Genomic DNA, 26,186 nt, shown 5'->3' on the forward strand with positions numbered 1-26,186 from the left:
ACGCAATGTCACTATTAAGTCTTGATCATGTATCGGTTGCGTATGACAACCGTTTGATCCTGGAGGATTTCAATCTGTCGCTGGCCAAGGGGCAGCTTCTCTCGCTGCTCGGCCCAAGCGGCTGCGGCAAAACGACCACACTGCGGCTGATCGCCGGTTTTCTGAACGCGGAATCAGGAGCATTCATGTTCGGCGGGAAGGACTATACCAAGATTCCCGTGGAAAAGCGGAATTTCGGTTTTGTGTTTCAGAGCTACGCGCTGTTCCCGCATCTGTCAGTCTATGACAATGTGGCGTTCGGCCTCCGGCTGCGCAAGCTGAAGGAAGCGGAGGTTAAGAAGCGGGTTACCCGGATGCTGGAAATTGTCAGCCTGGGCGGCTTTGAGAAAAGACTGCCCGCTGCCCTTTCCGGCGGGCAACGCCAACGGGTAGCGATTGCCAGAGCGCTGGTCATCGAGCCGGACCTGCTGCTGTTCGACGAGCCGCTCAGTAATCTTGATGCCAATCTGCGGGTGAATATGCGGGTGGAAATCCGCCGCATCCAGCAGGAGCTGGGCATTACGACCGTCTATGTCTCCCATGACCAGGAGGAATGCTTCTCTATCTCCGATCAGGTAGCCGTGATGAATAATGGCAAGATCGAGCAGCTCGACAAGCCATCGGCGATCTTCAAGTATCCGGCCAGTGAATTTGTGGCCCGGTTCATCGGGTTCGGAAACTTCATTTCCTTTGAGGGCAGGAATGACGAGGGAGCGGATATCGAGCTCAACCGGGGAGCGCTGAAGTTCCTGGCGGCCAAACGGCCGGGCGGGGAAGGCAATACCGGATTGCTTGGTGCCATCCGCCCTGACGATCTGCAGCTGCTCGGCACTGCGCCTGATCCAAACACCGCCGGCAACACACTGCCTGGCACGGTACAGATCAGCACGTATCTCGGCCGCAGCTACCAATACCAGGTGGAGACGGAGCTGGGTGTATTCACCGTTAATCAGGAAATGGAGCAGCCTTTCATTCAAGGACAGCAGGTTACGGTTTATTTTCCAAAAGAGAAGCTGGTGCTGGTGCAGTAGCGCTTCATAAGGAGCATACATGATGATTACAGATCAACTTATACTGAACGCTAAAGTGTACAACAGTTACTATAAACGGTTCGAGACGGCGAATGTGGCCGTGAAGGAGGGGCGTTTCCTCTATGTGGGGGCGCTCGGCGCGGAGACGTTCACAGCCGGGGAAGTCATTCAGGCGGAAGGCCGATATATGGTGCCAGGCCTGATTGATATCCATCTGCATATCGAGAGCACGATGATTACGCCGGAGACCTTCTCCTACGGTATTCTGCAGCATGGGGTAACTACAATTGTTCCAGAACCGCATGAAATGGCCAATGTATTCGGCGTAGAGGGTGTACATGAGATGATCCGGGCCAGCCGGGACTGTCAGGTGGACATGTTCTATGCGATTCCAAGCTCGGTGCCGGCGACTCCGCTGGAGACAACGGGCGGCTCAATTGAAATTGCCGATATCGACGAGCTGATGGAGACGGAGCAGATGATCTGTCTGGGTGAAGTGATGAATTATGTTGATGTCATCCGCGACCCTGATTGCAAAAGCAACCGCATCATCCAGCATGTCCGCAGCCGTTATCCCGGTCTTGTCATCGAGGGGCATACGCCGAAGCTGCTGGACCTTGATCTGCACCGCCTGATCTATGCCGGGATTGATTCAGATCACACCCACCAGAGCATCGAAGGGCTGACCGCACGGATTGCAGCCGGGATGTTCATCGAGATTCAGGAGAAATCGATGACCCCGGATGTGATGGAGTATCTGATCAGCCATGCGGTCAGCGAGCATTTCTGCTTCGTGACCGATGATGTGATGACCGATTCCCTGGTGCAGACCGGGCACCTTGATCATCTGGTACGTAAAGCCATCGCCATGGGCATGACCCCGGAGGACGCAGTCTATGCGGCTACGTTCACCCCGGCCCGGCGGATGAAGATGGCTGACCGCGGCGTGATCGCCCCGAACAAAGCAGCGGATTATGTGCTGCTGTCGGATCTGGACAGCTTCGCTATTGATAAGGTCTACAAACGGGGCGTCCAGGTCTACGACCGTATGCAGCCGCTGCCTCAGGTAGAGCGGGGGCCGCGGTTCCCGGCTCATTTCTACCGCAGCGTGCAGTTGGCTCCATTGGCTGCAAGCGACTTCGCGGTGTCATCGGAGCTGGCGGACGGCCGCTATGGCTGCCGGGTGATGATGGTCAACAACGTGTCCACGTTTACCGAAGAGAAACACGCTGCGGCCGAGGTTAAGGGCGGCCAGCTGCAGTGGCAGGAAAGCGGCTATGGCCTGATCGCCACCTTTGAGCGTTATGGCAAAAACGGCAACCGCGCCTACGGCCTGATCGGCGGCGACACGATTAAACGCGGTGCCATTGCGACTACGTATTCGCATGACAATCACAATCTGCTCGTCGTAGGTCATAACCCTGAGGACATGATCCTGGCGGCGAATACAGTGATAGCTGCACAAGGCGGCTTCTGCGTCGTATGTGATGGCGAGGTGCTCGCATTGCTGGAGCTGCCGGTTGGCGGTATCCTGACCGAAGCACCGCTTGCAGAGACGGCTGAGCGTGTGCTCGCGCTGCGGACGGCGATGGAATCGCTGGGTTATAATCATTACAACCCGATTATGTCGATCAGCACCCATTCGCTCCCTGTCAGTCCTGCACTCAAAATCACGGACCACGGCCTGATTGATGTCGGCGCCGGACGGGTGGTACCGCTGCTGTTTCCGCTTGGAGAAGAGTAGTCTGTTATTCCTTTTATTTAGTGTAACTGAATGTGCCGGAGAAGGGGTACCCAACAGGGGTATCCCTTTTCTTGAAATACAGATGGTATATTTTGGACTAAGCTTTTTGGGTGATTGCACTTTCTGCAATAGAATGCTCAATGTTTGCTGATAAATCGTATTCTGCTGTATTTCCTGCAGTAGAATTCTGAATTGTGGAGCAAAGGTACCCGTTTCGCTGAATTCTGTTGTGCAGAGTGCAATAGAATCTGGTTTCCGATGGTTACAAGGGCTATCTACTGTACAAATTGCAATAGAATACGGCTTTATCAGAACTTGATATCATTTGATCAGATTGGCAGCGTATGCATCCATCGACGGCTTTTTCCCATAAGATTCGGCTTTTGCGATTGACTTGCGTATGACACGACCCTATGATGATTAATAATATAAAATATAAGCGGAACTGGAAGAGGAGAGAGCGAACAGCATGGCTATGGAAATCGAACGCAAGTTTCTGCTCCCGGAATATCCGGAGCGGCTTATTGAGGACGGACAGCTTACGATACTCACCCGGCACAGCATAGATCAGACCTATCTCGCGATTGAAGACGGGCAGGAACTGCGGGTGCGCAAAATTACCGATTTGGATTCAGGAGAGGTTACCTTCACACATACCTTCAAGGATGGCAAAGGGATCAGCCGCCAGGAGATTGAATATTACATCTCGGAAGGAATCTATAATCAGATGATTGATGCGGTCAAGGCTATTCCGCTGGTCAAAACCCGGATTACCGGCGTATGGAACGGTACTACGGTGGAAATTGATCTCTACACCCAGTTGGAGCTTACGGTGCTTGAGGTTGAATTTGATTCGCTGGAGGAAGCAGAAAGCTTCACCGCCCCGGACTGGTTCGGCGAGGATGTCAGCGTAGAGAAGAAGTACAGCAACAAAACCGTCTGGAAGCAGCTGCAGAATAAATAGTGCAGCCGGTTTAGCCCTGATTTTTTAAAATATAAGAATTTATATGCTTCACGCTATAAATTATCCTTCTATTTCTCGCTGAAACGGATACCGTCCTTTTGAGGACGGCGAAGCCGTTTCCACTTGTCGCAAAAGTTGACACATAAATAACGGACTTTAACGCTTAAACGTGTTACTATATAGGTTAAATAAAGAGGGGATCAGGAGGATGAGACAGGTATGGAGTATATAAGCACAAGAGGAAATGTGGAAGCCAGAGGCTTTATTGATACGGTTCTGATGGGGCTTGCGGATGATGGAGGGCTGATGGTCCCTTTTAAGATCCCGGTGATTTCCCCGGAAACGCTGGAAGAGTGGAGAAGCCTCAGCTTCCAGGAGCTGTTCCTGGAGATTTTCTCCTACTATACCAACGACGAAATTCCCTATGAAGATCTAAAAGAAATGGTATACACCAGCTACGGAAATTTCCGTGCGCCGGAGGTTACGCCACTACGCAAGATTAACGATTCGCTACATGTGCTGGAGCTGTTTCATGGTCCTACGTTTGCTTTCAAGGATGTGGCGCTGCAGTTTATGGGTGAGCTGTATTCCTATATCTCCAAGGTGCGGGGCGAGATCATCCATATCCTCGGCGCAACCTCGGGCGATACCGGAGCGGCAGCCATTCAGGGCGTTCGCGGCAAGGAAGGGATCAAGATCTGCATCCTGCATCCGCATGGCAAAGTAAGCAAGGTACAGGAGCTGCAAATGACGACGGTGGATGACAGCAATGTGCTGAACTTGTCCGTGGAAGGCAACTTCGACGATTGCCAGAAGGTAATTAAGGAGCTGTTCGCAGATCTGGATTTCAAAGGGCGTTATCATCTGCGGGCGATTAACTCCATTAACTTTGTACGTATCCTGGCCCAGACCGTTTATTATTTCTATGCCTATCTGCAAATTGAAGGCAGCGACGAGAAGAAGATCAATATCAGCGTGCCTTCCGGCAACTTCGGCAACATCTTTTCAGGCTATTTGGCTAAAAAGATGGGCCTGCCAATCAATAAGCTGATTATCGCCACCAACGAAAACAACATTCTCGAACGGTTCGTACTGACCGGCGAATACAAGCCAGGCAGTTTTACGGGCACTTACAGCCCGTCGATGGACATCCAGGTGGCGAGCAATTTTGAACGTTATCTGTATTATCTGTTGGACGAGGATACAGTGAAGCTGTCTGCATATATGTCACAGCTGCAAACAGACGGCAAAATTACGGTGGACGGCGAGCTGTTCAACCAGGTGCAGGCTGATTTTGCCGCGCTTGGGGTCAAGAACCAGCAATGCCTCGATACCATCGGCAAATACGAGCAGGAATACGGCTATCTGCTGGATCCGCATACAGCCTGCGGCATCGCGGCTTATGAGGCCTTCAGCGGTCCAGGCGAAACGGCCATTACCTTTGCAACGGCGCATCCGGCCAAATTCGACGAGGCGATTGCCCTGACCGGTATCAAGCAGGACTTCCCGGCGCAGATTTCGGCCTTGTTCGAGAAGCCGCAGCATATGACGGTAGTCGAGCATGACAAGGCGGAGATTGTGCGGCAACTGCAGGCTTTTTACGGATAAACAAGCCAGCTGCTGGCTGAACTGGACACCTTTGATTCATAGAACGCTAGGAGCCCCTTTCTTCACCAGAAGAAGGGGGCTCTTGGCGTTCTTAAAATGTAAGAATTTATAGGCTTCACGCTATAAATTATCCTTCTATTTCTCGCTGAAACGGATACCGTCCTATTGAGGACGGCGAAGCCGTTTCCACTTGGCGAAGTACACATAAGGCTGTGATCTGCTCATGCTGGGTTTTAGGTTTATACGCCACGCACCGCTGCCAACTGCTGTTCCCTGGCTTTCTCGCAGAAATCAGCGACTTTGTAGGAGACGTAATAGGCCAGCATTTTTTCCGAATCGGAGAAATCGGTATCCAGCAGTCTCGCGATATGATCTAATTTATATCTGAGTGTATTCCGGTGAACATACAGCTCGTCGGAAGCGAGCTGCATGTTCCGGTTGTTTTTGAGATAAACAAAGAAGGTATGGTACAAGGTGGACTGATGGGCGGCATCGTATTCCTGCAGCTTGAGCAGCTCCGGATGACGGTACACCTGCTCCTCGCCGGACATCACCTCGGCAGAAAGCAGTTCATAGAGCTGGACATCGGCATAGTAGGTCAACTGCTGCCCGGGGCAGAGAATCCGGCTGATGCGGATTGCGCTTAAGGCTTGCAGATAGTGCATTCTGCACTGGGTCAGACTGGAGAACATGCTGCTGAGACCTATGGTGATGCCAGTCTGGTCCAGAAATTGCTGCAGCTGCCTGCTGCGGGCAAGCTCTTTGGAGAGGTTTCCGTCATGGATCATCACGATCCGGCCCTCGTAATAGCTGCAGGGACTGCCGGGGAAAAGCTGTTGTAAACGCTCTCTTAAATAGTCGTCATAACGGCCCGATCCCTCATAGCGGGTTAGATCGAACAGCAGCACAAGCAGTTGTGTGCCGAACTTTAAGCCTGCCGATAACATCCGGTCCCGGATACTGCCGGGGTCCTGAGGCTGCTGATCCAGCAGTCCGCAGATGAAATCCTCCACCTTTATATTTTTGGCGTTGCGGTAGTAGCTGCTCTTGCCCATTTCTTCTGCAAGGATGGTGGCGGCAATCGCCAGCAGTTCGGGATCTCTGGGCCGGAAAGTGCTCTTGCAGCCGAGCAGCAGCACGTTGCCGACTTGCTTGCCGCCTACTTTTATTTTGGAGATCAGCTTGGTATTGGCAGTCTCCTCGCAGGTAACTTCATACGCAGCATCCGTTTGTTTGCCCCGCCTTACACTTTCCATTCGGTTCACAGCCGCAATGAAGTCATAAGAGCAGTAGCCCTTGCGGATATTCTCGTTCCACAGATAATCGTCGATATCCTCCTGGCCGGAGTGGGCCACAATCTTGAAGCTTGCGTCAAACACAATCACGGGATTTCCCAGCAGCCCTGCGGCTGTGTTCACAATTGCCGAAAGGCCTGCGCCAGAAATGTATGCTGTGAACAAAGATGCGGTATAGTGCTCAACTTCGATTGTTTCACGCTGCAGCTCATTTAAGGTAACATCCATTGGTATCGCCCCCTAATTATCATAGTGCAATTTGCACTATAAAGAAGTGATTTTTGGCGCTTGTAAATATATTCACAAAGTATCTGGAGCCTTACACTATAGGTGGAGGTGCTAAGCAGATGAAATATGAGAAACTGTTTGCAGCAGGAAAAATAGGACGTCTTACCCTGAAGAACCGGATTGTAATGCCGGCGATGGGCACGTCACTGGCAGCGGCCAGCGGTGAAGCCTCGGACGAAATGATTGCCTTCTATGAAGAACGTGCCGCCGGCGGCTGCGGCCTGATTATTACAGAGATTACGCGGGTGGACAACGAAACGGGTGTGGGAACTCCCAACCAGCTGAATGCAAGCGATCTGTTGTTCGTTCCGCGTCTGGAGAAGCTGGCCAGAGCCGTACACCGCCATGACAGCAAAATCTTTCTCCAGCTGCAGCATCCCGGACGGCAGAATCACGGGCGGCTGATCGGCGGCAAGCAGATTGTGGCGCCTAGCGCAGTCATGTCATCAGCCATTGGCGAAATGCCCCGGGAGCTGACTACGGAAGAGGCTGAAGGGCTGGTGCGCAAATTCGTATTCGGCGCGGTTATCGCCCAGACTGCAGGGATCGACGGTGTGGAAATCCATGGTGCCCACGGGTATCTGATCGGGCAGTTTCTAAGCCCGCTGACCAACCTGCGGACCGACAAATACGGCGGTTCACTGGAAGGCAGAATGCGGTTCCTGAGTGAGATCGTTCAAGGAATCAAGCAGACCTGCGGGGCCGGATTCCCGGTATCCGTGCGGATCGACGGGGATGAATTTGTGCCCGGGGGCATTACGCTGGAAGAAGCGCTGCTCACAGCGAAACATCTGGAACAGCTTGGTGTGGACTGCATAAATGTAAGCGCTGGCACCTATGAGTCATCCAATACGATCATTGAGCCGATCTCCTATCCGCAAGGGTGGAAAAAACATCTTGCTGCGGCCATGAAGCAGGCCGTTCAGATTCCGGTGATCGCTTGTGATGTAATCCGCAAACCGGAGTTTGCCGAGAGCCTGCTCCAGGAAGGAAATACGGATTTCGTGGCGCTCGGCAGAGCCCAGCTGGCCGATCCGGAGTGGGGGAACAAGGCGGCAGAAGGCCGCGAAGCCGAGATCAGAACCTGCATTTCCTGCCTGTACTGTATCCAGGAAGTGATGGAGTGCAAGGTCATTAAGTGCGCCGTCAATGCGCGGGTAGGGCGGGAGCTTGAATTCGCCGAGCCGCCGCGGGATGGCGGCGGCAAGGTTGTAGCCGTGATCGGCGGCGGTCCGGCAGGCATGGAGGCTGCGCGGATTCTGGCGCTGCGGGAGTTCAAGCCGGTGCTGTTCGAAGCGCGGGATGTGCTGGGAGGCAGCGTGGAGCTGGGAAGCCGCCCGCCGCTTAAGGAGAAGCTGAACTGGTTCATCGACAATATGCAGCATCAGCTGGAGCAGCTGAATGTGGATGTCCGGCTTTCAACGAAGCCTACGCTGGAGCAGCTGAAGTCGCTGAATCCGTATGCGGTATTTATCGCTGCCGGGGCACAGCCGATTGTGCCTGCTATTCCGGGAGTGGATAAGGCAGCAGTCTGCACAGTTGTCGACGTGTTAAGCGGAGCTGCTGTAATCAAGAACAAGCGGGCGGTAGTGATCGGCTCGGGCATGACCGGACTGGAGACGGCGGAATATCTGGCCGGCCTCGGCAATCAGGTCACGGTAGTGGAAATGCAGCCGCGGGTTGGCCCGGATGCGTATCTCCCGAACCTGATCGACATTGTCACCCGGCTGAAAAAGAGCGGCGTGGAGCTGCTGGCTTCGACGAAGCTGGTAGAAGTGCGGGACGGGGCCATTGTGCTGGAGAACAGCGCCACGGGTGAAACCTCAGTGAGGGAAGCGGATGCCGTAGTGCTGTCCATTGGAGTTGCACCTGAGCGTTCATTCACGGAAGAGCTTAAGCTGGCCCTGCCGAAGGTGAAGGTAATTGGCGATGCCGGCAAGCCCGGCAGAATCGGGCAGGCGATTCAGTCCGGCTTCGAGACAGCGTTTGTACTGAATTGATACTAAATAAAGGAGGATTCAATGATGGGGAGTTTTGTGAAAAGTTTGGCGGATATCAAGAAGTATGGAGGCAGACCGACTACCTTCTATGATGCAGAGATGCTTACGGTGTATTGGGAGACGAAACCGGAGATTATCGAACGCCTGCTGCCGAAGCCGCTGAAGCCTGCCAGCCGTCCGCTCGTCAATGCGTTTGTGGCCGACTATCCGGCAACGAACTTCTGCCCGCCTTACCGAGAAGCCGGATTGTTCGTGCTGGCCGACTATAACGGACAGCTGGGCAACTACTGTCTGTCCATGCCGATTACAAGCGATATCGGTATGGCGATGGGCCGCGAGGTCTGCGGCCTGCCTAAGAAGATGGCCGATATCCGCATGAACAGCTCGGAACATACCTTCGAAGGGGCGATCAGCCGGCATGGCGTTGACTTTTTCAACATAAAGGCCACTATGGAGGACCGCTTCAATGACGGCAAGGCCGGAGGGATTCTGGAGGAGTATTACGGCAAGGACATTCCTTTATACAACATCAAATATGCCAATGCGGTTGACGGAAGCGGCTTTGATCTGATGCCTGCGCTGGTGACCCAGCGGCTGGTCAGTGACGTCAAGGTGTATAAGGCTGCCGAAGCTTCGATTACCTTCCAGGAGTCTGAGCATGATCCATGGAGCGAGCTTGAAGTCGTGAACATGCTGGGAGCGGTCTATACCGTCAGCACGAATGTGCTGGAAAAAGGCAAAGTGCTGGAACAGCTCAATCCGATGGAGTTCCTGCCCTATTGCTATCTCCGCTGGGACTGGTGGGAGAACAAGCTGCAGCCGGAACATACCCCATCGTCCATATAAGTCGAGAACACGGCATTCTCAGAACAGGCTTACAAAACTATTAGGAGGGTTTACGATGAACAATCTTTTTGACTTAACGGGGAAAACGGCAATCGTGTCGGGCGCATCCAGCGGGATCGGTGTGGAGTTTGCGGAAATGCTCGCGGATCAAGGGGCTGATGTGGCGATATTGGCGAGAAGATATGACAAGCTGAAAGCGGTGGCTGAGAAGATCACGGCGAAGTATCCGGATCGCCGGATTATCCCGATCGAATGTGATGTAACCAAAGAAAACCAGATTATTGCTGCGGTTCAAAAGGTGATGGCCGAGTTCGGCAAAATTGATATCCTGCTGAACAACGCCGGTATCGTCGATTCTGTGCCGATTGAAGCGCTGGAGGAGGAGGCCTGGGACCGGGTGCTTGATACCGATCTGAAGGGCGTGTTCCTGATGTCCAAACATGTTATCCGCCATATGAAGGAACGGAAATACGGCCGGATTGTCAATACCGCCTCCATGCTGGGGCTTACCGCTTCGGCATCCATCCCTACCCATTCCTATAACGCGGCTAAGGGCGGAGTGATTCACCTGACCCGGGGTGTGGCAGCAACGTATGCGAAGCACGGAATTACTGTCAATGCGATTGGACCGAGCTTGTTCAAGAGTGAAATGACGGAGAATACGCTCTTTTCGGAGCAGGCTTTGAAAATGTACAATGCCGTATGCCCGATGGGCCGTCCCGGAAATCCCGGTGAGCTGAATGGAGCCGTGCTGTATTTTGCCTCGGATGCCTGCAGCTACACTACCGGGCAAACGTTGTTCGTTGACGGAGGCTGGACGATTATATAATTTAAAAGTGTTGTGAGGAGAAGCGCCTGCATTTATGCAGGTGCTTTTTTTCACATAGTTATCCTATCAGAATTTGTCGGAAATTACCCGTTAAAAGTGGACATGACCACCCTGACAGTGAGAAAATAGCATATAGAGATTAGTGAGAACAAAAAAAGGACGGGATCATCATGACAATTCGATTCGGGGTCGTAGGCACCAACTGGATTACAGACCGCTTTGTTCAGGCCGGACTGGAAAATGAGGAATTTCTCCTTACAGCCGTACATTCCCGCACAGAAGAGAAGGGCCGCGCTTTTGCCGCCAAATATGCGGGAGCTGCCATTTACACAGATCTGGAGGAGATGGTCTCCAGCGGTGAAGTGGACGCCATATATATCGCCAGTCCCAATTCCATGCATGCCGAACAGGCGCTGGTGTGCATGAATCATGGCAAGCATGTGATATGTGAGAAACCGGCCGCTTCCAACAGCACGGAGCTGCGGGCGATGATTGAAGCTGCGAACAGCAATGATGTGCTGCTGATGGAGGCAATGAAATCAACCTTCATGCCGAATTTCGGCGTTATTAGAGACAACCTTTACAAGCTGGGTCAAGTGCGGCGGTATTTCGCCAGTTATTGTCAATATTCGTCGAGATATGATGCATACCGGCAGGGAACGGTGCTGAATGCTTTTAATCCGGAATATTCGAACGGCTCGCTTATGGATCTGGGCATTTATTGTCTGTATCCGCTGGTGGCATTGTTTGGTAAGCCTGATTCGATTAAGGCTACGGGCATTATGCTTTCTTCCGGAGTGGACGGGGAGGGGAGTATGGTTATGCGCTATGCCGATATGGATGCGGTTGTCATGCATTCCAAGATTACCGATTCCTATTTGCCTGCCGAGATTCAGGGGGAGAACGGAACGATGGTGATCGACAAGATCAACCAGCCCTATCAGGTCAAGATTCATTACCGCGACGGTACGGTCGAAGAGCTTACGCTGCCGCAGGTATTCGAACCGATGTATTATGAGGTGCAGGAATTCATCCATCTGCTGAGGAATGGACACCGCGAGAGCAACACCAACAGCCATGCCAATTCGCTCGCGGTTGCGGAGGTTATGGAGGAAGCCAGAGCACAGATCGGCCTCCGCTACGCCTCGGATCTATAGTTGAAACGGCTGGGATTACAGAGGGAAAAGGGGAGCAGAACTTGAAGACTTTCAAAAAGGTGTACATCGAGATTACAAGCGTCTGCAACCTGGCCTGCAGCTTCTGTCCGCCCACGGAGCGGCAGAAGAATTTCATGAAGCTCGACACCTTTAATACGATTCTGGACGAGATCAAGCCACATAGCAGTCATATCTATCTTCATGTCAAAGGCGAGCCGCTGCTGCATCCGAAGATCGGCGAGCTGCTGGACGCCGCCCACGCTAAAGGCTTCAAGGTCAACATTACGACCAACGGCACGCTGATCCATAAGGCGGGGCCGAAGATTCTCGGCAAGCCGGCGCTTAGGCAGATGAACTTCTCGCTGCACAGCTTCGACGGACATGCTGGCTCAGAGAACCGCGAGGGCTATCTCCGGGAGATCATTTCGTTCGTGCGCGAGGTTTCTGCGCAGGGTGTGATTATCTCCTTCCGGCTATGGAATTTGACGGAGGATAACCTGACCAATCTGGAACGAAGCCGCAACCGCGAGACATTGGCCTTGCTGGAGGAGGCGTTTCAGCTGGATTTCAAGATTGAGGAGAAGGTTATGCCGGGCACTGGCGTCAAAATCGCCCCGCGCATCTATCTCAACCAGGACCATGAGTTCAAATGGCCTGCCCTGCACGAGCCGGAGGACGACGGCAAAGGCTTCTGCCATGCGCTGCGCAGCCAGGCGGCGGTGCTGGTCGACGGCACGGTCGTGCCGTGCTGTCTTGATGGCGAGGGTGTCATCAACCTCGGCAACATCCATGAGAAGCCCTTCTCCGAGATTGTCGAGGGCGAGCGGGCGAACAACCTGTTCTACGGCTTCTCCCGCAGGGAAGCCGTAGAGGAGCTGTGCCGCAAATGCGGGTACCGGCAGCGGTTTGGAACTTAAGCTTTTGTAGTTGCTGTATGCAAAAAAGAGAACCGGGACTTTCCGGTTCTCTTTTTTGGATGGAACAAAGACGTTTAACTTATATCTGCTAGTCCCTAATGATCACATCTGCCTGTATAAGTGTTTTTTCATAACTCGTGCCTGGATTGAGGATTCTCCACAGCAGCTGATCTACAGCTCTTGTACCAAGCAGCTCCTTATTGACATTAACGGTCGCCAGGAAGGGTATGGAAGGGTGCGTATTGTCAAAACCGGTAAACACCAAAGTGTCGGGTATAGCCATGCCCATAAATTCGAACGTCTCCATGGCGAACAAGGCGTAAATATCGTTTGCGCATACAAAGACCTCGGGCAGTCCGTGTTCGGTAATGGCAGCCGCGAAGGTTTCCCTGAAGTTATCAATTTCGGGTCCGTTAAGTGAAGGGAGCTGCTTAAGTTCGATATCGTTATCTTCGAGTGCTGCCCGAAAGACAAGGAATCGTTCATAAAAACTATGGGCATCACGTATGTTCCCAAGGAATTGATAGTCCCGGTAGCCCTTATTAATGACAAAATTCATCATTTCTTTCATGCATGACGGATTATCGGTAAAGATGGAATCGCAATGAAAGCTGGGGTCGGAGTGATCCACCATCATGACCGGAATGCCCAGACTACGAATCTCTACCAGAATAGGTGTTGAAATGGAACCTACCGTAATCACACCCATGATCGCTTCAGGGTTAAGAAGAGAAAACATCGAGTCGTCTTTAGGTTCCGTTAATGTTAATACGTTAATGCCCCGCTGATTCAATCTGGAAGAGATACCGTTAAATACCGGTCCCCAATACAAAGATTCCGGGTTCTGGTAGCGGATGTTTGGAAATAAAACCAGAACTGTGCCGGACCATTTGCGGGCATCCAGATCGACCAGCTCGCCTGGAGTTTGCGCAGACTTAGAGTCTTTAAAGTAACCAAGCTGTCCGGCAGCCTTGAATATCGTATCTCTCGTCTGTGAACTGACTCCGGGTTTGCCGGATAATGCCCTTGACACTGCAAATTTCGACAGCCCCGTAAAATCAGCTATGGATTGGATAGTTACTTTACGTCGCATACAAATCATCCTACTTTAATCAGATTATTTTGTAATTCCCGAAGACAATTACATTACAATTTTACATGAAGAATGAGTGGCTAACACTTGTTTTTTTGAATTTGGTTATTTGCTTCCTTGGGGATGATTTTGTTATTTTGTTTCAGGACTATAATTTTGTTTAGTGTTTTTAGATATTGTTATTTTTGTTATGCTAAAGATAACATCATTATTTAAAATATACAAGCTAATGACTTATTTACGATATAACTTGTCCTATTTCATGGAAAAAGTGAGATTTCGGGTAAAAAATGATTGACCGTTTTCTTGGATAATGGTAACATTTGTTATGTTAAGAAAAACAAAATATAATAACAAAAAAGGCGGTGATCCAAACACACGAAGGCAATTGTGCTTCTGTTATTTTTTTATGCAATAGTGTAAGCGCTTTATTGAGAAGGGGACAGCACTAACGTATTCATATCATTAACGGGAGGTTGGAGGAATGAGAAAGATAAAGGGGTATTCAGTTTTATTATTATGTTTTGTTTTTTTACTTACAGCCTGCAGTGGCGGAAACAATACTGCCAACAATACAAAAGCAAATGCGACTACTGAGCCTGCAGCTACAGAAGCATCAGTAGAAGCAACCGCAGAAGCAACGGCAGCACCGGTTGACATGGGCGGACGTGTAATTAAGGTAGCGGCTTGGTGGGATCTGAAGCCTGCAGGCAATTCTGCTTCCGAGAAGGAACGGCTTGCCAAAATTGCTGAAGTAGAGAAAAAGTATAACTGCAAGTTCGAATTTGTAAACGTCCCCTTTGAAGAGTTTATGCCTAAATTCACGGCTACCGCACTTACGGGTGAACCCTTTGCCGATATCGTTATTATGGAATACAACTCGGCATGGCCTGCAATTCTCAAGGGACAGCTGCTGAAAGTAAGCGAATATACTACAGCCGCTTCCAATATCAACAATGAAGCTAATCTATTGGTTAAGGCACCTCAAATTGCCAACGAGTACTATGCCTTCGCTGAACCCGGAACCGGCGGTGCGGGCCTCCATTACAACCGCGATTTGTTCAAAAAACTGGGACTTCCCGATTTGCAGGAGCTTTATGCCAATGGACAATGGAATTGGGATAAATTCATTGAAGTTGCCAAACAAGCTACTAAGGATACGGATAATGACGGTAAAATCGACACTTATGGATTCTCGGGCTGGGCTATCGATATCCTGCGTAACTTCTCCGCAGCTAACGGTGGGAAGATTGTGGACGAAGCCACAGGTACACAAGGTCTGACTGATCCCAAAGTCATTGAAACCGCTGAATTTATAAACCGTTTGTACAACGTTGAAAACGTTGTCAAAGTCAAAGGATCAGACAAAGTTGGCTACGATGAATTCAATACCTTCAAAGATGGCGATGTAGCGATGTTCCCGGCTCCGATTTGGAATCTGGGAGATTTGACTTTCGATTTCGGTGTTGTTCCGTTCCCGAATGGGCCCTCTGGCTCTCCTGAGCTTACCTATGCTGATAACGGCAAGAATGCATTTTTCATTCCTAAAGGTGTAAAAGATCCACAGGCTGTCTACCAGGCTTTCGAAGATACCTATGATATTACTCAAACCGGAGATTTCCCGAGCCAAGAGTGGCTGGAAAGCATCTACACTCATGAAGAAGATGTAGCTATGATGCATGAGCATATCAACAACACAGGCCAGATTCTTTTGGAAACCGCTTACCCGGAATTCCCGACCACCAATTTCATGAAGGACATTATTGTAAACAATCAATCGGTTACAGCAACAGCCGAGAAATATAAGCCAGAGGCGGAGGCTTCCATTGCCAAGCTAGGCAAGTAACAGAAGCGGTTCGTATCGTCATAAGAACAGGGGGATGTCTTGGCGGCTCCCCCTGTTGTATGAATATAAGATTTCACCACAGCACGTAAGCTCTCCCGTAAAAGAGGGATAACCGCTTGCGCTTGTAAGGAGGACTTCTGGTGATAAGTAAAATGCGTCAATCCAAAATAGCCAAGAATATAACGCTTGCTGCAATGGCATTGTTGATCACGCTTCCGGCAGGCTTAAATGTACAGGTAGATGCAAGCGCGCAAGCAACGTCCGCAGTGGAGCAAGTACCCAATGAAACAACGGCTACAGTGGAGACAGCGGCTTTTAATGAGCATAAATACGTATCCTATTTAACCGAACATGAGGGGGCTTCCAGACCTGATCAAGAAATTGTACTGGAGGCAGCTAATTATAGTCATGTTGAGGGCAATGGCTTCGAGAAGCTGCCGGATTACGAAGGCATGGCAGGCCAATCTCTATTAACGGGGGAATCCGGCAGGGTCGAATGGAATGTTCAAGTTGCGGAAGAGGGCTTCTATAATTTATCCATGCTGTATTATCCCGTTGAAGGGAAAAGCTCAGCGATTGAGCGCGCCTTATATATTGACGGCAAGCTCCCTTTTCGGGAAGCAGCTTTCTTGCAGTTTGACCGTATTTGGGTTGACCAATTGGATCAGCTGGTTCAAGACAATCAGGGCAATGATCTGAGGCCAAGACAGATTGAGAAACCGGGCTGGAGTGAAAAAGCGTTCCAAGACTCCAACGGCTATGAGAATGAGCCCTTTTTATTTTATTTCTCTAAAGGCTCACACACGATAACTTTGGAATCTTCCAGAGAACCAGTCGTTCTTCAGCAGTTGAAGCTGTTTAAGCAAGCGGAGCCGCTGCCTTATAAGGAAGTAAAGAAGCAATTCGATGCCGATGGTGTTCAGGCCTCCAGCGGTCAGCTCCTGAGGATCGAGGGAGAGGATGCGGCTGCCAAATCATCGCCGACCTTGTACCCGCTTAGCGAGCGTTCCAGTGCCGCGGTTCATCCTTACAGTTCTTCCAAGATCAAGATCAATACCATAGGCGGGCTGAATTGGCGAATACCCGGCCAGTGGATTGAATGGGAAATTGATGTCCCTGAGACCGGATTATATAAAATGGCCTTTAAGACACAGCAAAATTATGTCAGGGGGATTTATTCCACCCGGAAGCTGACCATAGACGGAGTAGTGCCGTTTGGGGAAATGGCAAAGGTTCCTTTTCGATATAAAAGCTCCTACCGGTTGGACATTATGGGTGGGGATGAACCCTATTTATACAAGCTGGAAAAGGGCAAACATGTTGTGAGGCTTGAGGTAAGCCTTGGCGAGTTCGCCCCTTTAATTCGCGAGGTGGAGGACAGCCTGTACAATCTCAATTCCATGTACCGCAAGATCCTGATGATTACGGGAACCAAGCCGGATGAATACCGCGATTACCAGCTGGATAAAAAAGTGCCTGACATGCTTGAGGTGTTTGGTGCCGAACGGGACCGGTTAACCGGGATTGCCAAGCGATTGGTCCAGTTGTCAGGACAATCGAGTGATCAGGAAGCGCTGCTCAAAACAATGGCACAGCAGTTGGGCGAATTAATTGATGATCCGGACACCATTCCAAGAAGACTGGCCGCATATAAGACGAATACCGGAGGACTTGGAACATGGGTACAGACAGCAAGAGAGCAGCCGCTTGAAGTAGATGCGCTTTACTTAGCTTCTCCCGATAAGAAGTTTCCCAAGAAAGGGATGGGTTTTGGCTCGAAGTTTAAGCATGAGACCGCTACCTTCTTCGCTTCCTTCTTTACCGATTACAACCAAATCGGAAATGTGTCGGAAGAGGATGACCAGAAATCAGTAACCGTCTGGATCGGAAGCGGACGGGATCAGGCGAATACGATGAAGGCCATGATTGATGAGACATTCACATCCGCCACGGGCATTAATGTCAACCTGAAGCTCGTCAACATGACGACATTGCTTCCGGCTACCTTAGCCGGGCAAGGGCCCGATGTAGCGATGCAGATCGGCAATGATCTGCCTGTTAACTTTGCAATGCGCAATGCGGCGGCAGATCTGACACAGTTTGCAGACTTTGATGAAGTGAGCAGCCGTTTCCGGGAAAGCGCAATTGTACCTTACAGATATGACAGCGGAGTGTATGCCTTACCTGAGACCCAGACCTTTAATATGCTCTTCTACCGGAAGGACATTTTGGAGGAGCTTCATCTGCAAGTGCCTCAGACTTGGGATGAGGTATCCACATTACTTGCTGTGCTCAGTAAGAACCATATGCAGTTTGGACTGCCGGTTGTGGTTCAATCCGCAGTCCAAGGGCAGAACATCCCGCCTAACTCGATGTACGCCGCTCTCTTATTTCAGAATGGCGGACAATTTTACCGGGATGGCGGACAGGAGTCAGATCTCGATTCGCGGACCGGGATGGAAACGTTCAAGCAGTGGACGGAGTTTTACACCGATTACAAGCTTGAGCGTGAATATGACTTTGCCAATCGGTTCCGCACAGGAGAAATGCCTTTCGGCATCGCCGATTACACACTGTATAACCAGCTTTCTGTATTTGCTCCGGAGATTCGGGGGATGTGGGGCTTCGTGCCGATCCCGGGAACCGTGCAAACAGATGGCACCTTGGACCGGACGGTATCCAGCGGGGGAAGTGCTGTCGTGATGATGGATAAGGCCAAAGACAAAGAGGCATCTTGGGAATTTATGAAATGGTGGACGAGTGAAGAGACGCAAACGGTGTTCGGACGTGAGATGGAAGGGTTGATGGGGGCGGCAGCCCGTTATCCGACTGCTAACATCAAAGCGTTGGACAGCTTGCCTTGGCCCGTTGCCGATTATGAAAATTTGAAAGCCCAGTTCGAGTGGGCCGAAGGTGTTCCTGAAGTTCCGGGCGGGTATTTCACGGGCAGACATTTATTCAACGCTTTCTACAAAACGGTAGTCGGCGGCGTGGAAGCACGGGAATCCATTATGGACTATGTCCAATATATTCAGGACGAAATCACCACCAAACGGAAAGAGTTTGGTCTATAGCGGTAAGGAGGAGGGTCAAGCGTGCAAAATTGGTGGAGCCTGAAGTGGCGGGAAATGAGAGCCAATAAGCATTCGTATATTTTGATGGCGCCGTATATGATATTGTTCGCCGTATTTACGGTCTTGCCTGTTTTGGTCTCGATCGTGCTTAGCTTCACATACTTCAATATGTTGGAGTTCCCGAAGTTTATAGGCTGGCAGAACTATACCCGCTTATTTCTGGAAGATGATGTATTTCTGATTGCCCTCAAAAACACGCTGTTATTCGCAGTGATCACAGGGCCGATTAGTTATATCGCCTGTTTTGTTTTTGCCTGGATCATTAATGAGCTGTCTCCAAAGCTTAGAGCTGTAATGACACTTGTCTTTTATGCGCCTTCCATTTCGGGAAATGTCTATTTCATTTGGCTCATGATCTTCTCCGGGGACCGGTATGGAATCATGAACGGATTATTACTGAAGTTTGGCTTTATCCTGGAGCCGATCCAATGGCTCAAAACGGAAGGCTACATTATGCCTATCATCATCCTTGTTCAATTATGGCTCAGTCTCGGAACAGGGTTCCTCACGTTCATTGCAGGCCTGCAGACTGTTGATGGAACGTTATATGAAGCGGGAGCTGTGGACGGGATCAAAAATCGCTGGCAGGAGCTGTGGTACATCACCTTGCCTTCCATGCGCCCGCAATTGATGTTTGGTGCCGTTATCCAGATAACGACCGCGTTTGCCGTAGCTGATGTTTCGATTGCGCTGGCAGGGTTCCCGAGCGTGAACTATGCAGCGGAAACCATCGTCACACATTTGATTGATTTTGGCACAACCCGATTTGAGATGGGCTACGCTTCAGCTATTGCTACCGTGTTGTTCTTGATCATGGTTGGATCGAACCTGATTGTTCAAAAATTGCTTAGAAAGGTGGGTGAATAGAGGCATGAATATCCCCTTTCAAATGAATGCAAAACAACGGTTAAGCCGGTCGATCCGAATGCCGAAAAAGCGGGTGAACCGTTCAGCATGGGGCACTTTATCTTTATTCGCCCTGCTCACCGTATTTGGAGCATTTATGATTCTGCCGCTTGTCTACGCTATTAATAATGCGTTCAAGCCGCTGGATGAAATTTTTATCTTCCCGCCGACGTTATTTGTCCGCCATCCAACGATGAACAACTTTATAGATCTGTTTAACCTGCTCGGAAATTCCTGGGTTCCGTTCTCGCGGTATATTTTCAATACGGTATTTATTACCGGCACGGGTATTGTCGGTCATGTATTGCTGGCCTCGGCAGCTGCGTACCCTCTTGCTAAACATCATTTTCCCGGCAAAAAGATATTGTTCAGCATCGTTGTCTTGTCGCTTATGTTTACGCCGGCAGTAACCGCGATGCCAAACTATATGATCATGTCCTGGCTCGGGTTGATTGATACTTACTGGGCAGTCATTATTCCGGCGTTTGCTTATTCACTGGGTTTGTATTTAATGAAGCAATTTATGGAACAGATTCCGGATGTGCTGCTGGAAGCCGCCAAGATAGACGGGGCAAGCGAATACCGCATTTTTTGGTCCATCGTTATGCCTAACGTAAAGCCGGCTTGGCTGACGCTCATCATTCTATTATTCCAAATTCTATGGGGCAGTGACGGGAACGGGTTCATTTACAGTGAACAGCTGAAGTCGCTTCATTTTGCGGCGGGCCAAGTGGTGGCCGGGGGAATTGCCCGTTCCGGTGCAGCGGCGGCGGTAGCTCTCATTTTAATGAGCGTACCCATTACGCTGTTTGTTTTTTCGCAGAGCCGGATTATAGAGACAATGGCTACTTCGGGAATGAAGGACTAAGGGGGGGAAGACAGTTGATAGCAAAAAAATGGCTGCCCGCGATTATGGCAGCATCCCTGCTGTTAGGTTATGCAGCTCCTGCGCCGGCGTCTGCTGAATCTACGCCCTATGAGAGCTACAACTATAATTACTGGGAAGAAGCGGTACCTGCTCCTGCTGCTTATGTACCTGACCGTACCCTATCCGGAAAGGAACTCGGTGTGGGTGATTTTCTGGATCCCGGCGATATGGTCGTTGCGGCAAGCGGACTGATCTATATTGCTGATAGCGGGAACGGACGGATTATTTGTCTGGATAGCGACTGGAAGGTCAATAAGGTCATTAGCGGCTTCGATAACAAGGGCAAAGCGGAAAAATTCAAGAATCCAAGCGGATTATATGTTAATCAGGAAGGCAATCTGTTTATTGCCGATACGGATAACGGGCGCATTGTTGTTCTGTCCCCGGAAGGGGACTTGCTACGAATGATAGAGCAGCCGAAGTCCGATATTTTACCGGCTGACTTCAAGTTTATTCCTGTTAAAGTGACCGTAGACCAGGCGGAACGTGTCTATGTCATCGCTAAAGGGATATTCGAAGGGATTATGCAGTTTGATAAAAACGGCGACTTTATCGGTTATGTCGGTACGAACAAGGTGAAGCGTGACTATACCGAATATTTATGGCGGTTACTCTCCACCAAGGCGCAGAAAGCGCAGATGGCATTGTTTGTGCCTACAGAGTTTTCCAATATTGATGTTGATTCTAAAGGGTTTCTGTATGCCACGAATATTGATCCGGGCTCGAAGGAACCGATAAAACGTCTGAATCCATCCGGTGAGGATGTGCTGAAGCGATTCGGATACTTTGATGTTAAAGGTGATATCAGGTTCCGCATCTCTATAGGACCTTCTAAGTTCACGGATATTAAAGTTCTTGCCAACGGGATGTACAGTGCTCTTGATGCTAACCAGGGCAAAGTGTTCACGTACAACGATGAAGGTGATCTTCTCTATGTGTACGGCGGTAAAGGCAACCAGGTCGGAACCTTCAAAATACCGGCAGCCATAGAATTCTCTGGCGGGAACCAGCTTGTACTTGACCGCGGCAAAGGAAACATAGTCATCTTCAAGCCAACCCGGTTTGGCACAAGTGTCAATCAAGCGGTAGGGTTTCACTATAATGGCGAGGATGCCCGGGCTGTCCCGGTGTGGAAGGAAGTTCTGAAGCTGAATTCCAACTATGATATCGCTTATATCGGCATTGGCAAATCATTGCTGATGGACAAAAGCAATAAAGAGGCGCTGAAATATTTCAAGCTCGGAATGGACCGCGACGGTTATTCTGTAGCCTTCAAACGGTATCGCAGGGAAGTCATGCAGGAGCACTTCGGAACATTTCTAACCGTGATAATGATCCTGGTGTCAGGATGGCTTGCTTTCAGGCTCTTTCGCTTCTGGAGAAGAAAGCGGCTGTCAGGAAGATCCCGGCAGGCTTCGCAAAACCTTAAGGAGGGTAAAGCCCATGAGGCAGGATTTCATTAAATTCCCGCTGCACCTCATTGTGCATCCGTTTGATAGCTTTTGGGATATGAAGTATGAAGGAAAAGGTAAAATCCGGGTAACGTTGACGATTTTACTGCTTGTAGTTATTTCGATGATTTTAAAAAATCAGTTCGCAGGATTCCTTGTCAATTATAATGATCCGCGTCATCTGAATAGTATCATACAATTATTAACGATTGTATTTCCCTTCTTTCTGTGGTGCTTATCAAACTGGGCGATCACAACTTTAATGGATGGGGAAGGGAAATTCAAAGAAATAATGATGGCCACAGGTTATGCGCTTGTTCCCATCGTGATCATTTATACGCCGATGATTATTGCAAGCCGGTTTATGGCGGAGGAAGAAACGGCCTTTTATTATTTGATGATGTCGATCTCCTCCATATGGTTTGTAGCTCTTTTATTCGTTGGTATTATGACCGTCCATCAATATACCGTGCTCAAAACAGTGGTAACGATGCTGCTCACGGTTGTTGTCATGGGAATTGTCATATTTCTGGGGACGCTCGTATTAAGTATGCTCCAGCAAATCATCGAGTTCTTCGTTAACATTTATCGGGAATTAACATTCCGTACGTAAAGGAGGCCGCACCTGTGAAAAATCGTAAAATGCTGGTTGCGGTACTCGCCTGTGCCGCAGCAATTCTAATTCTTGCCGGTTCTGCCCTGTTCTTCACATCCCGCGGAGTAAAGGCTGTTGAAGCCTCCTCCTATATGGAAATAACTGCTGAACTGGAAGCCGGAAGCGAGCTAACTGCACTGTCTGATTCGTCCAAGGGTGTACCGGGAATGCAACTGGTAGCCGACGATACGGAGCTGTCTTTATACTACAATCCTGAAACCACGGAAGTAGCGGTTAAGGATAAACGCCAAGGTCATATCTGGTACAGCAATCCTGTCAACCGCGAAGAGGATGCTCTGGCTTCGGGGTTCGAGAAAGAACTGCTGTCGTCGCAGTTAACAGTGTTGTTCCGTGATGCTGTAGGCACGCTGGAATCCTATACCAACTTCGCCCAGAGCATCAGCAGCAAACAGTTTACTGCCGAAAGCATTAAGAATGGGCTTCGTATTGTGTATACGATTGGAGATACATCGATCGGAATCGACGCACTGCCTAAGTATATAAGCAAGACGAGAATGGAAGAAAAGGTTCTGTCCAAGCTCGATAAACCCACGGCAAAATACGTGGGGCTCCGCTACTACCCGAAAGAGGGCGACCCGGAGGTGCTGGAGCGCATAGATGCACAAGTCTCCAAACCGCTGGTGCTGAGCAAAATGACAGCGGCCTTTACCAAGTCCGGTTATTCTGCAGAAGACCTGACTTTCGATAATCAGGAGAATGGAGTAGGGGCCGGGGCCGGAACGGTCAAGCCGAATTTTGTCGTTCCGCTGGAATACCGGTTAGACGGGGGATCTCTGGTTGTATCCGTCCCTGTGAACCAAGTCAAGGAAAGCGGGGACTATCAGATTCGCAGCCTTGAGGTGCTCAATATGTTCGGTGCTGCCGATCAGCAGACCAATGGTTATATGCTCGTTCCTGACGGTTCCGGCAGCCTGATCCATTTGAATAATGGAAAAGTGAAGGAAGAGCAGTATGTACAGCGTGTGTATGGCCCCGACCCGAATGATAACAGCTATAGACGCGGGCAAGTCAGTGAGAATGCCAGAATGCCGGTGTTTGGATTAAAGGCTGGTGATGCTGCCTGGTTCGCCGTGATCGAAAAAGGAGATGCCATAGCCAGCATAGCCGCCGATATCAGCGGCAAGAAGAACTCGTACAATTTCATTCACAGCAGCTACACCTTACGGGGTGAGGATGAGCTTGAGCTGTACACCGGATCTACCATTCAGGAAATACAACTCCTGAATGAGGAAATTTACAAAGGCGATATTCAAGTTCGCTACAGCTTCCTGAACAATGACGAGGCCAGCTATTCAGGAATGGCTGAGCTGTACCGGAATAAGCTGGTGACGGAGAAATCACTGCAGCCTTTAGAGGAGGAGCAGGGCATTCCTTTTTATCTGGAAATGCTGGGGGCTGTCGACAAACAAAAGTCATTTCTTGGCGTACCTTACCGGTCCGAGGTGGCAATGACCTCCTTTGAGCAGGCTGCGCAGATTGCCGATCAATTGAAGCAGGACGGCATTGACCGGCTGCTTATGCGCTATACAGGCTGGTCTTCCAAAGGCGTAAACCATGCTACACCCAATAAGCTGAAGACTGAAGATGTGCTGGGAAGCAAGTCGGAGCTCCTTACATTAACGGAAAAGTTGGAGCAATCAGGTGGAATATTATTCCCCGATGTGGCCTTCCAGCAGATTTACCATAATGATAGCGGCTTTACACCTTCCTCCGACGCATCCAGATTCGTGACAAGGGAAGAGGCAGAGCTCTATCCATACAATCGGGCATACAACGGGATGGATATGACGCTCGGAAGCTACTATTTATTGTCCCCTGCCAAGCTGCCTTATTATGTTGACGAGTTTATGAACAAGTATAAATCCTTCGGGATGAATGGCGTATCTTTGCGGGATCTCGGCAATGTACTCAGCTCGGATTTCCGGGTTAGCCGTGTTATACAGCGGGAAACGGCCAAACAAATCGTGGAAGAGCAGCTTAGTAAACTCGACCAGAACATCGATCAAACCATGATCGCAGGGGGGAATGCCTACGCATGGCCTTACTCCGATCATCTGATCAATGTACCGGCATCCTCCAGCGGATTTTTGCTGACCGATGAAGAGATCCCTTTTTATGAAATGGTTGTTCATGGTTTTATCAACTATGCAGGGACTCCGGTTAATCTGAGTGATGAGCAGGATCTCAAGCAGCAGATGCTCCGCTCAATTGAGCTGGGTGCAGCACCCTATTTCTCGTGGTCCTATGAACCCTCCTCCAAGCTGAAGTTCACTCATTTTGACAGCAAGTATGCGACCTATTACAAAGATTGGTACGATCAGGCGGTTTCGATGTACAAGGAAGTCAATAAAGTACTCTCCCCCGTACAGAATGCGCAAATCGTGAACCATATACGCCATCAGGAGGGTGTTGTGGAGGTGCAGTACAGTAATGGTATTTCGATTTATGTGAATCACACAGATAAGGATGTCACCGTCCATGGGTTCGCAATCGGAGCCGGACAATATGGGATAGAAGGTGAGCAGTCATGAGGGGAAGTAAGCTCAGCTTAAATCACAAGCGCTCTTTTCTGGGGATAGCTTTTATTGCGCCATGGCTGCTTGGGTTCGTATTCATGTTCGCAACTCCGCTCATTCAGTCCATCAAATTCAGCTTCAGTAAATTAACTGTAGATCCATCAGGCTTCTCCTTAGATTGGGTAGGCTGGTCCAACTTCAACAATGCTTTGTTCGTAGATGCAACCTTTAACCGGGTATTAACCGAATCTGTCAGGGATATGGTGCTTAACGTTCCGATGATCTTGTTCTTCAGCCTTTTCTCGGCAACGCTGCTGAATCAGAAGTTTCGGGGGAGAATTCTGGCCCGGGCCGTATTTTTTCTGCCGGTCATTCTTGCCTCCAATGCGATATCGGCGGCAGAAGCGTCCGGACTGATCAATCTGGTTGGTGATGCGACGGCTGTCAACGAATTGGGCCAATCGGGCTCACAGTACAATGTCATGTCGATGGTTATGATTCTGAGTGATATCGGGTTGCCGCTGTCGTTCGTGGATTATATTGTAGACGCGATCCTGCGGATCTATGAGATTATTACGAGTTCGGGCGTACAAATTCTGATCTTTCTGGCCGCGCTGCAGTCTGTTCCCGGGGCGATGTATGAGGTGGCGAAGATTGAAGGGGCAACGGCCTATGAATCCTTTTGGAAAATCACATTCCCGCTAGTGAGCCCGCTCATCTTGACCAACGTTATTTATACCATTATCGACTCCTTCTCTGGTAGCAGCGTGACCCAAATGATATTCTCAACCGCATTCACCACACAAAACTTCGGTCTCAGTGCGGCGATGTCCTGGATCTATACGCTGATTATCAGCCTCGTCCTGATTATCGTTGGTTACGTGCTGTCTAAAAGAGTGCATTACAACTAATTAATAG

19 protein-coding genes are annotated in these 26,186 nt (G+C 50.0%); 17 read left to right on the forward strand and 2 right to left on the reverse strand.

The annotated features are described in order from the left end of the window. The first annotated feature begins 5 nt into the window (after window positions 1–5). From NSS79_RS04505 to thrC, 4 genes are all read left to right on the forward strand, one after another. The gene (locus tag NSS79_RS04505; RefSeq protein ID WP_342438431.1) at window positions 6–1,070 is read left to right on the forward strand and encodes an ABC transporter ATP-binding protein; all 1,065 of its coding nucleotides are present in this window, start codon (window positions 6–8) and stop codon (window positions 1,068–1,070) included. Between the two features lie 22 nt (window positions 1,071–1,092). Further along, window positions 1,093–2,814: an adenine deaminase C-terminal domain-containing protein gene (locus NSS79_RS04510; protein ID WP_342440297.1), complete on the forward strand. Its 1,722-nt coding sequence runs from the start codon at window positions 1,093–1,095 to the stop codon at window positions 2,812–2,814. Window positions 2,815–3,283: 469 nt separating this feature from the next. Further along, a complete protein-coding gene (locus NSS79_RS04515; protein ID WP_342438432.1) occupies window positions 3,284–3,778 on the forward strand; it encodes a CYTH domain-containing protein in 495 nt (164 codons plus the stop codon). A 219-nt stretch (window positions 3,779–3,997) separates the two neighbouring features. After that, entirely contained in the window at window positions 3,998–5,386 is a 1,389-nt protein-coding gene (thrC, locus tag NSS79_RS04520) for a threonine synthase (RefSeq protein WP_342438433.1), read from the forward strand. A 239-nt stretch (window positions 5,387–5,625) separates the two neighbouring features. Here the strand turns inward: thrC and NSS79_RS04525 are convergent, their stop codons facing one another. Then, window positions 5,626–6,909 (reverse strand): helix-turn-helix domain-containing protein, encoded by a 1,284-nt coding sequence (locus NSS79_RS04525; RefSeq protein ID WP_342438434.1) that lies wholly within the window; start codon window positions 6,907–6,909, stop codon window positions 5,626–5,628. Between the two features lie 119 nt (window positions 6,910–7,028). Here NSS79_RS04525 and NSS79_RS04530 point away from each other — a divergent pair, with 119 nt between their 5' ends. The 5 genes from NSS79_RS04530 (at window position 7,029) to NSS79_RS04550 (ending at window position 12,718) form a co-directional block, all read left to right on the forward strand. Next, window positions 7,029–8,969: an NAD(P)/FAD-dependent oxidoreductase gene (locus NSS79_RS04530; protein WP_342438435.1), complete on the forward strand. Its 1,941-nt coding sequence runs from the start codon at window positions 7,029–7,031 to the stop codon at window positions 8,967–8,969. Window positions 8,970–8,990: 21 nt separating this feature from the next. Continuing rightward, complete coding sequence (locus NSS79_RS04535) at window positions 8,991–9,815, forward strand: acetoacetate decarboxylase family protein (RefSeq protein ID WP_342438436.1); 825 nt, start codon at window positions 8,991–8,993, stop codon at window positions 9,813–9,815. Between the two features lie 55 nt (window positions 9,816–9,870). After that, a complete protein-coding gene (locus tag NSS79_RS04540) occupies window positions 9,871–10,644 on the forward strand; it encodes a glucose 1-dehydrogenase (RefSeq protein ID WP_342438437.1) in 774 nt (257 codons plus the stop codon). Window positions 10,645–10,814: 170 nt separating this feature from the next. Further along, window positions 10,815–11,801 (forward strand): Gfo/Idh/MocA family oxidoreductase, encoded by a 987-nt coding sequence (locus tag NSS79_RS04545; RefSeq protein ID WP_038586160.1) that lies wholly within the window; start codon window positions 10,815–10,817, stop codon window positions 11,799–11,801. Window positions 11,802–11,842: 41 nt separating this feature from the next. Continuing rightward, window positions 11,843–12,718 carry a radical SAM/SPASM domain-containing protein gene (locus NSS79_RS04550; RefSeq protein ID WP_342438438.1) on the forward strand — a complete coding sequence of 292 codons (876 nt, stop codon included), beginning with the start codon at window positions 11,843–11,845 and terminating at the stop codon, window positions 12,716–12,718. Between the two features lie 88 nt (window positions 12,719–12,806). On the opposite strand, the gene NSS79_RS04555 is transcribed toward NSS79_RS04550, so the two are convergent. After that, on the reverse strand, window positions 12,807–13,811 hold the full coding sequence (locus tag NSS79_RS04555) for a LacI family DNA-binding transcriptional regulator (protein WP_342438439.1): 1,005 nt from the start codon (window positions 13,809–13,811) through the stop codon (window positions 12,807–12,809). 484 nt (window positions 13,812–14,295) lie between these two features. On the opposite strand from NSS79_RS04555, the gene NSS79_RS04560 reads away from it, so the two are divergent. The 8 genes from NSS79_RS04560 to NSS79_RS04595 all read left to right on the forward strand — a co-directional run bounded on the left by NSS79_RS04560 (window position 14,296) and on the right by NSS79_RS04595 (window position 26,179). Next, the gene (locus NSS79_RS04560; protein WP_342438440.1) at window positions 14,296–15,657 is read left to right on the forward strand and encodes an extracellular solute-binding protein; all 1,362 of its coding nucleotides are present in this window, start codon (window positions 14,296–14,298) and stop codon (window positions 15,655–15,657) included. A 152-nt stretch (window positions 15,658–15,809) separates the two neighbouring features. Continuing rightward, entirely contained in the window at window positions 15,810–18,731 is a 2,922-nt protein-coding gene (locus tag NSS79_RS04565; RefSeq protein ID WP_342440298.1) for an extracellular solute-binding protein, read from the forward strand. Between the two features lie 54 nt (window positions 18,732–18,785). After that, window positions 18,786–19,658, forward strand: coding sequence for a sugar ABC transporter permease (locus tag NSS79_RS04570; protein WP_081966099.1), 873 nt, complete (start codon window positions 18,786–18,788; stop codon window positions 19,656–19,658). 4 nt (window positions 19,659–19,662) lie between these two features. Further along, window positions 19,663–20,565, forward strand: a complete 903-nt coding sequence (locus NSS79_RS04575; protein ID WP_083675587.1) for a carbohydrate ABC transporter permease — start codon at window positions 19,663–19,665, stop codon at window positions 20,563–20,565. A 14-nt stretch (window positions 20,566–20,579) separates the two neighbouring features. Further along, window positions 20,580–22,088 carry an NHL repeat-containing protein gene (locus tag NSS79_RS04580; RefSeq protein ID WP_342438441.1) on the forward strand — a complete coding sequence of 503 codons (1,509 nt, stop codon included), beginning with the start codon at window positions 20,580–20,582 and terminating at the stop codon, window positions 22,086–22,088. Next, entirely contained in the window at window positions 22,069–22,689 is a 621-nt protein-coding gene (locus tag NSS79_RS04585; protein ID WP_340894720.1) for a YIP1 family protein, read from the forward strand. Before NSS79_RS04580 ends, NSS79_RS04585 begins: the two co-directional genes overlap by 20 nt. Before the next feature lie 14 nt (window positions 22,690–22,703). After that, complete coding sequence (locus tag NSS79_RS04590) at window positions 22,704–25,283, forward strand: DUF5696 domain-containing protein (protein ID WP_342438442.1); 2,580 nt, start codon at window positions 22,704–22,706, stop codon at window positions 25,281–25,283. Continuing rightward, entirely contained in the window at window positions 25,280–26,179 is a 900-nt protein-coding gene (locus NSS79_RS04595) for a sugar ABC transporter permease (RefSeq protein WP_342438443.1), read from the forward strand. The genes NSS79_RS04590 and NSS79_RS04595 overlap by 4 nt, the downstream gene beginning before the upstream one ends. Window positions 26,180–26,186: the final 7 nt, after the last annotated feature.

This window comes from Paenibacillus sp. FSL L8-0436 (assembly GCF_038593025.1).
GTDB lineage: Bacteria > Bacillota > Bacilli > Paenibacillales > Paenibacillaceae > Paenibacillus_AQ.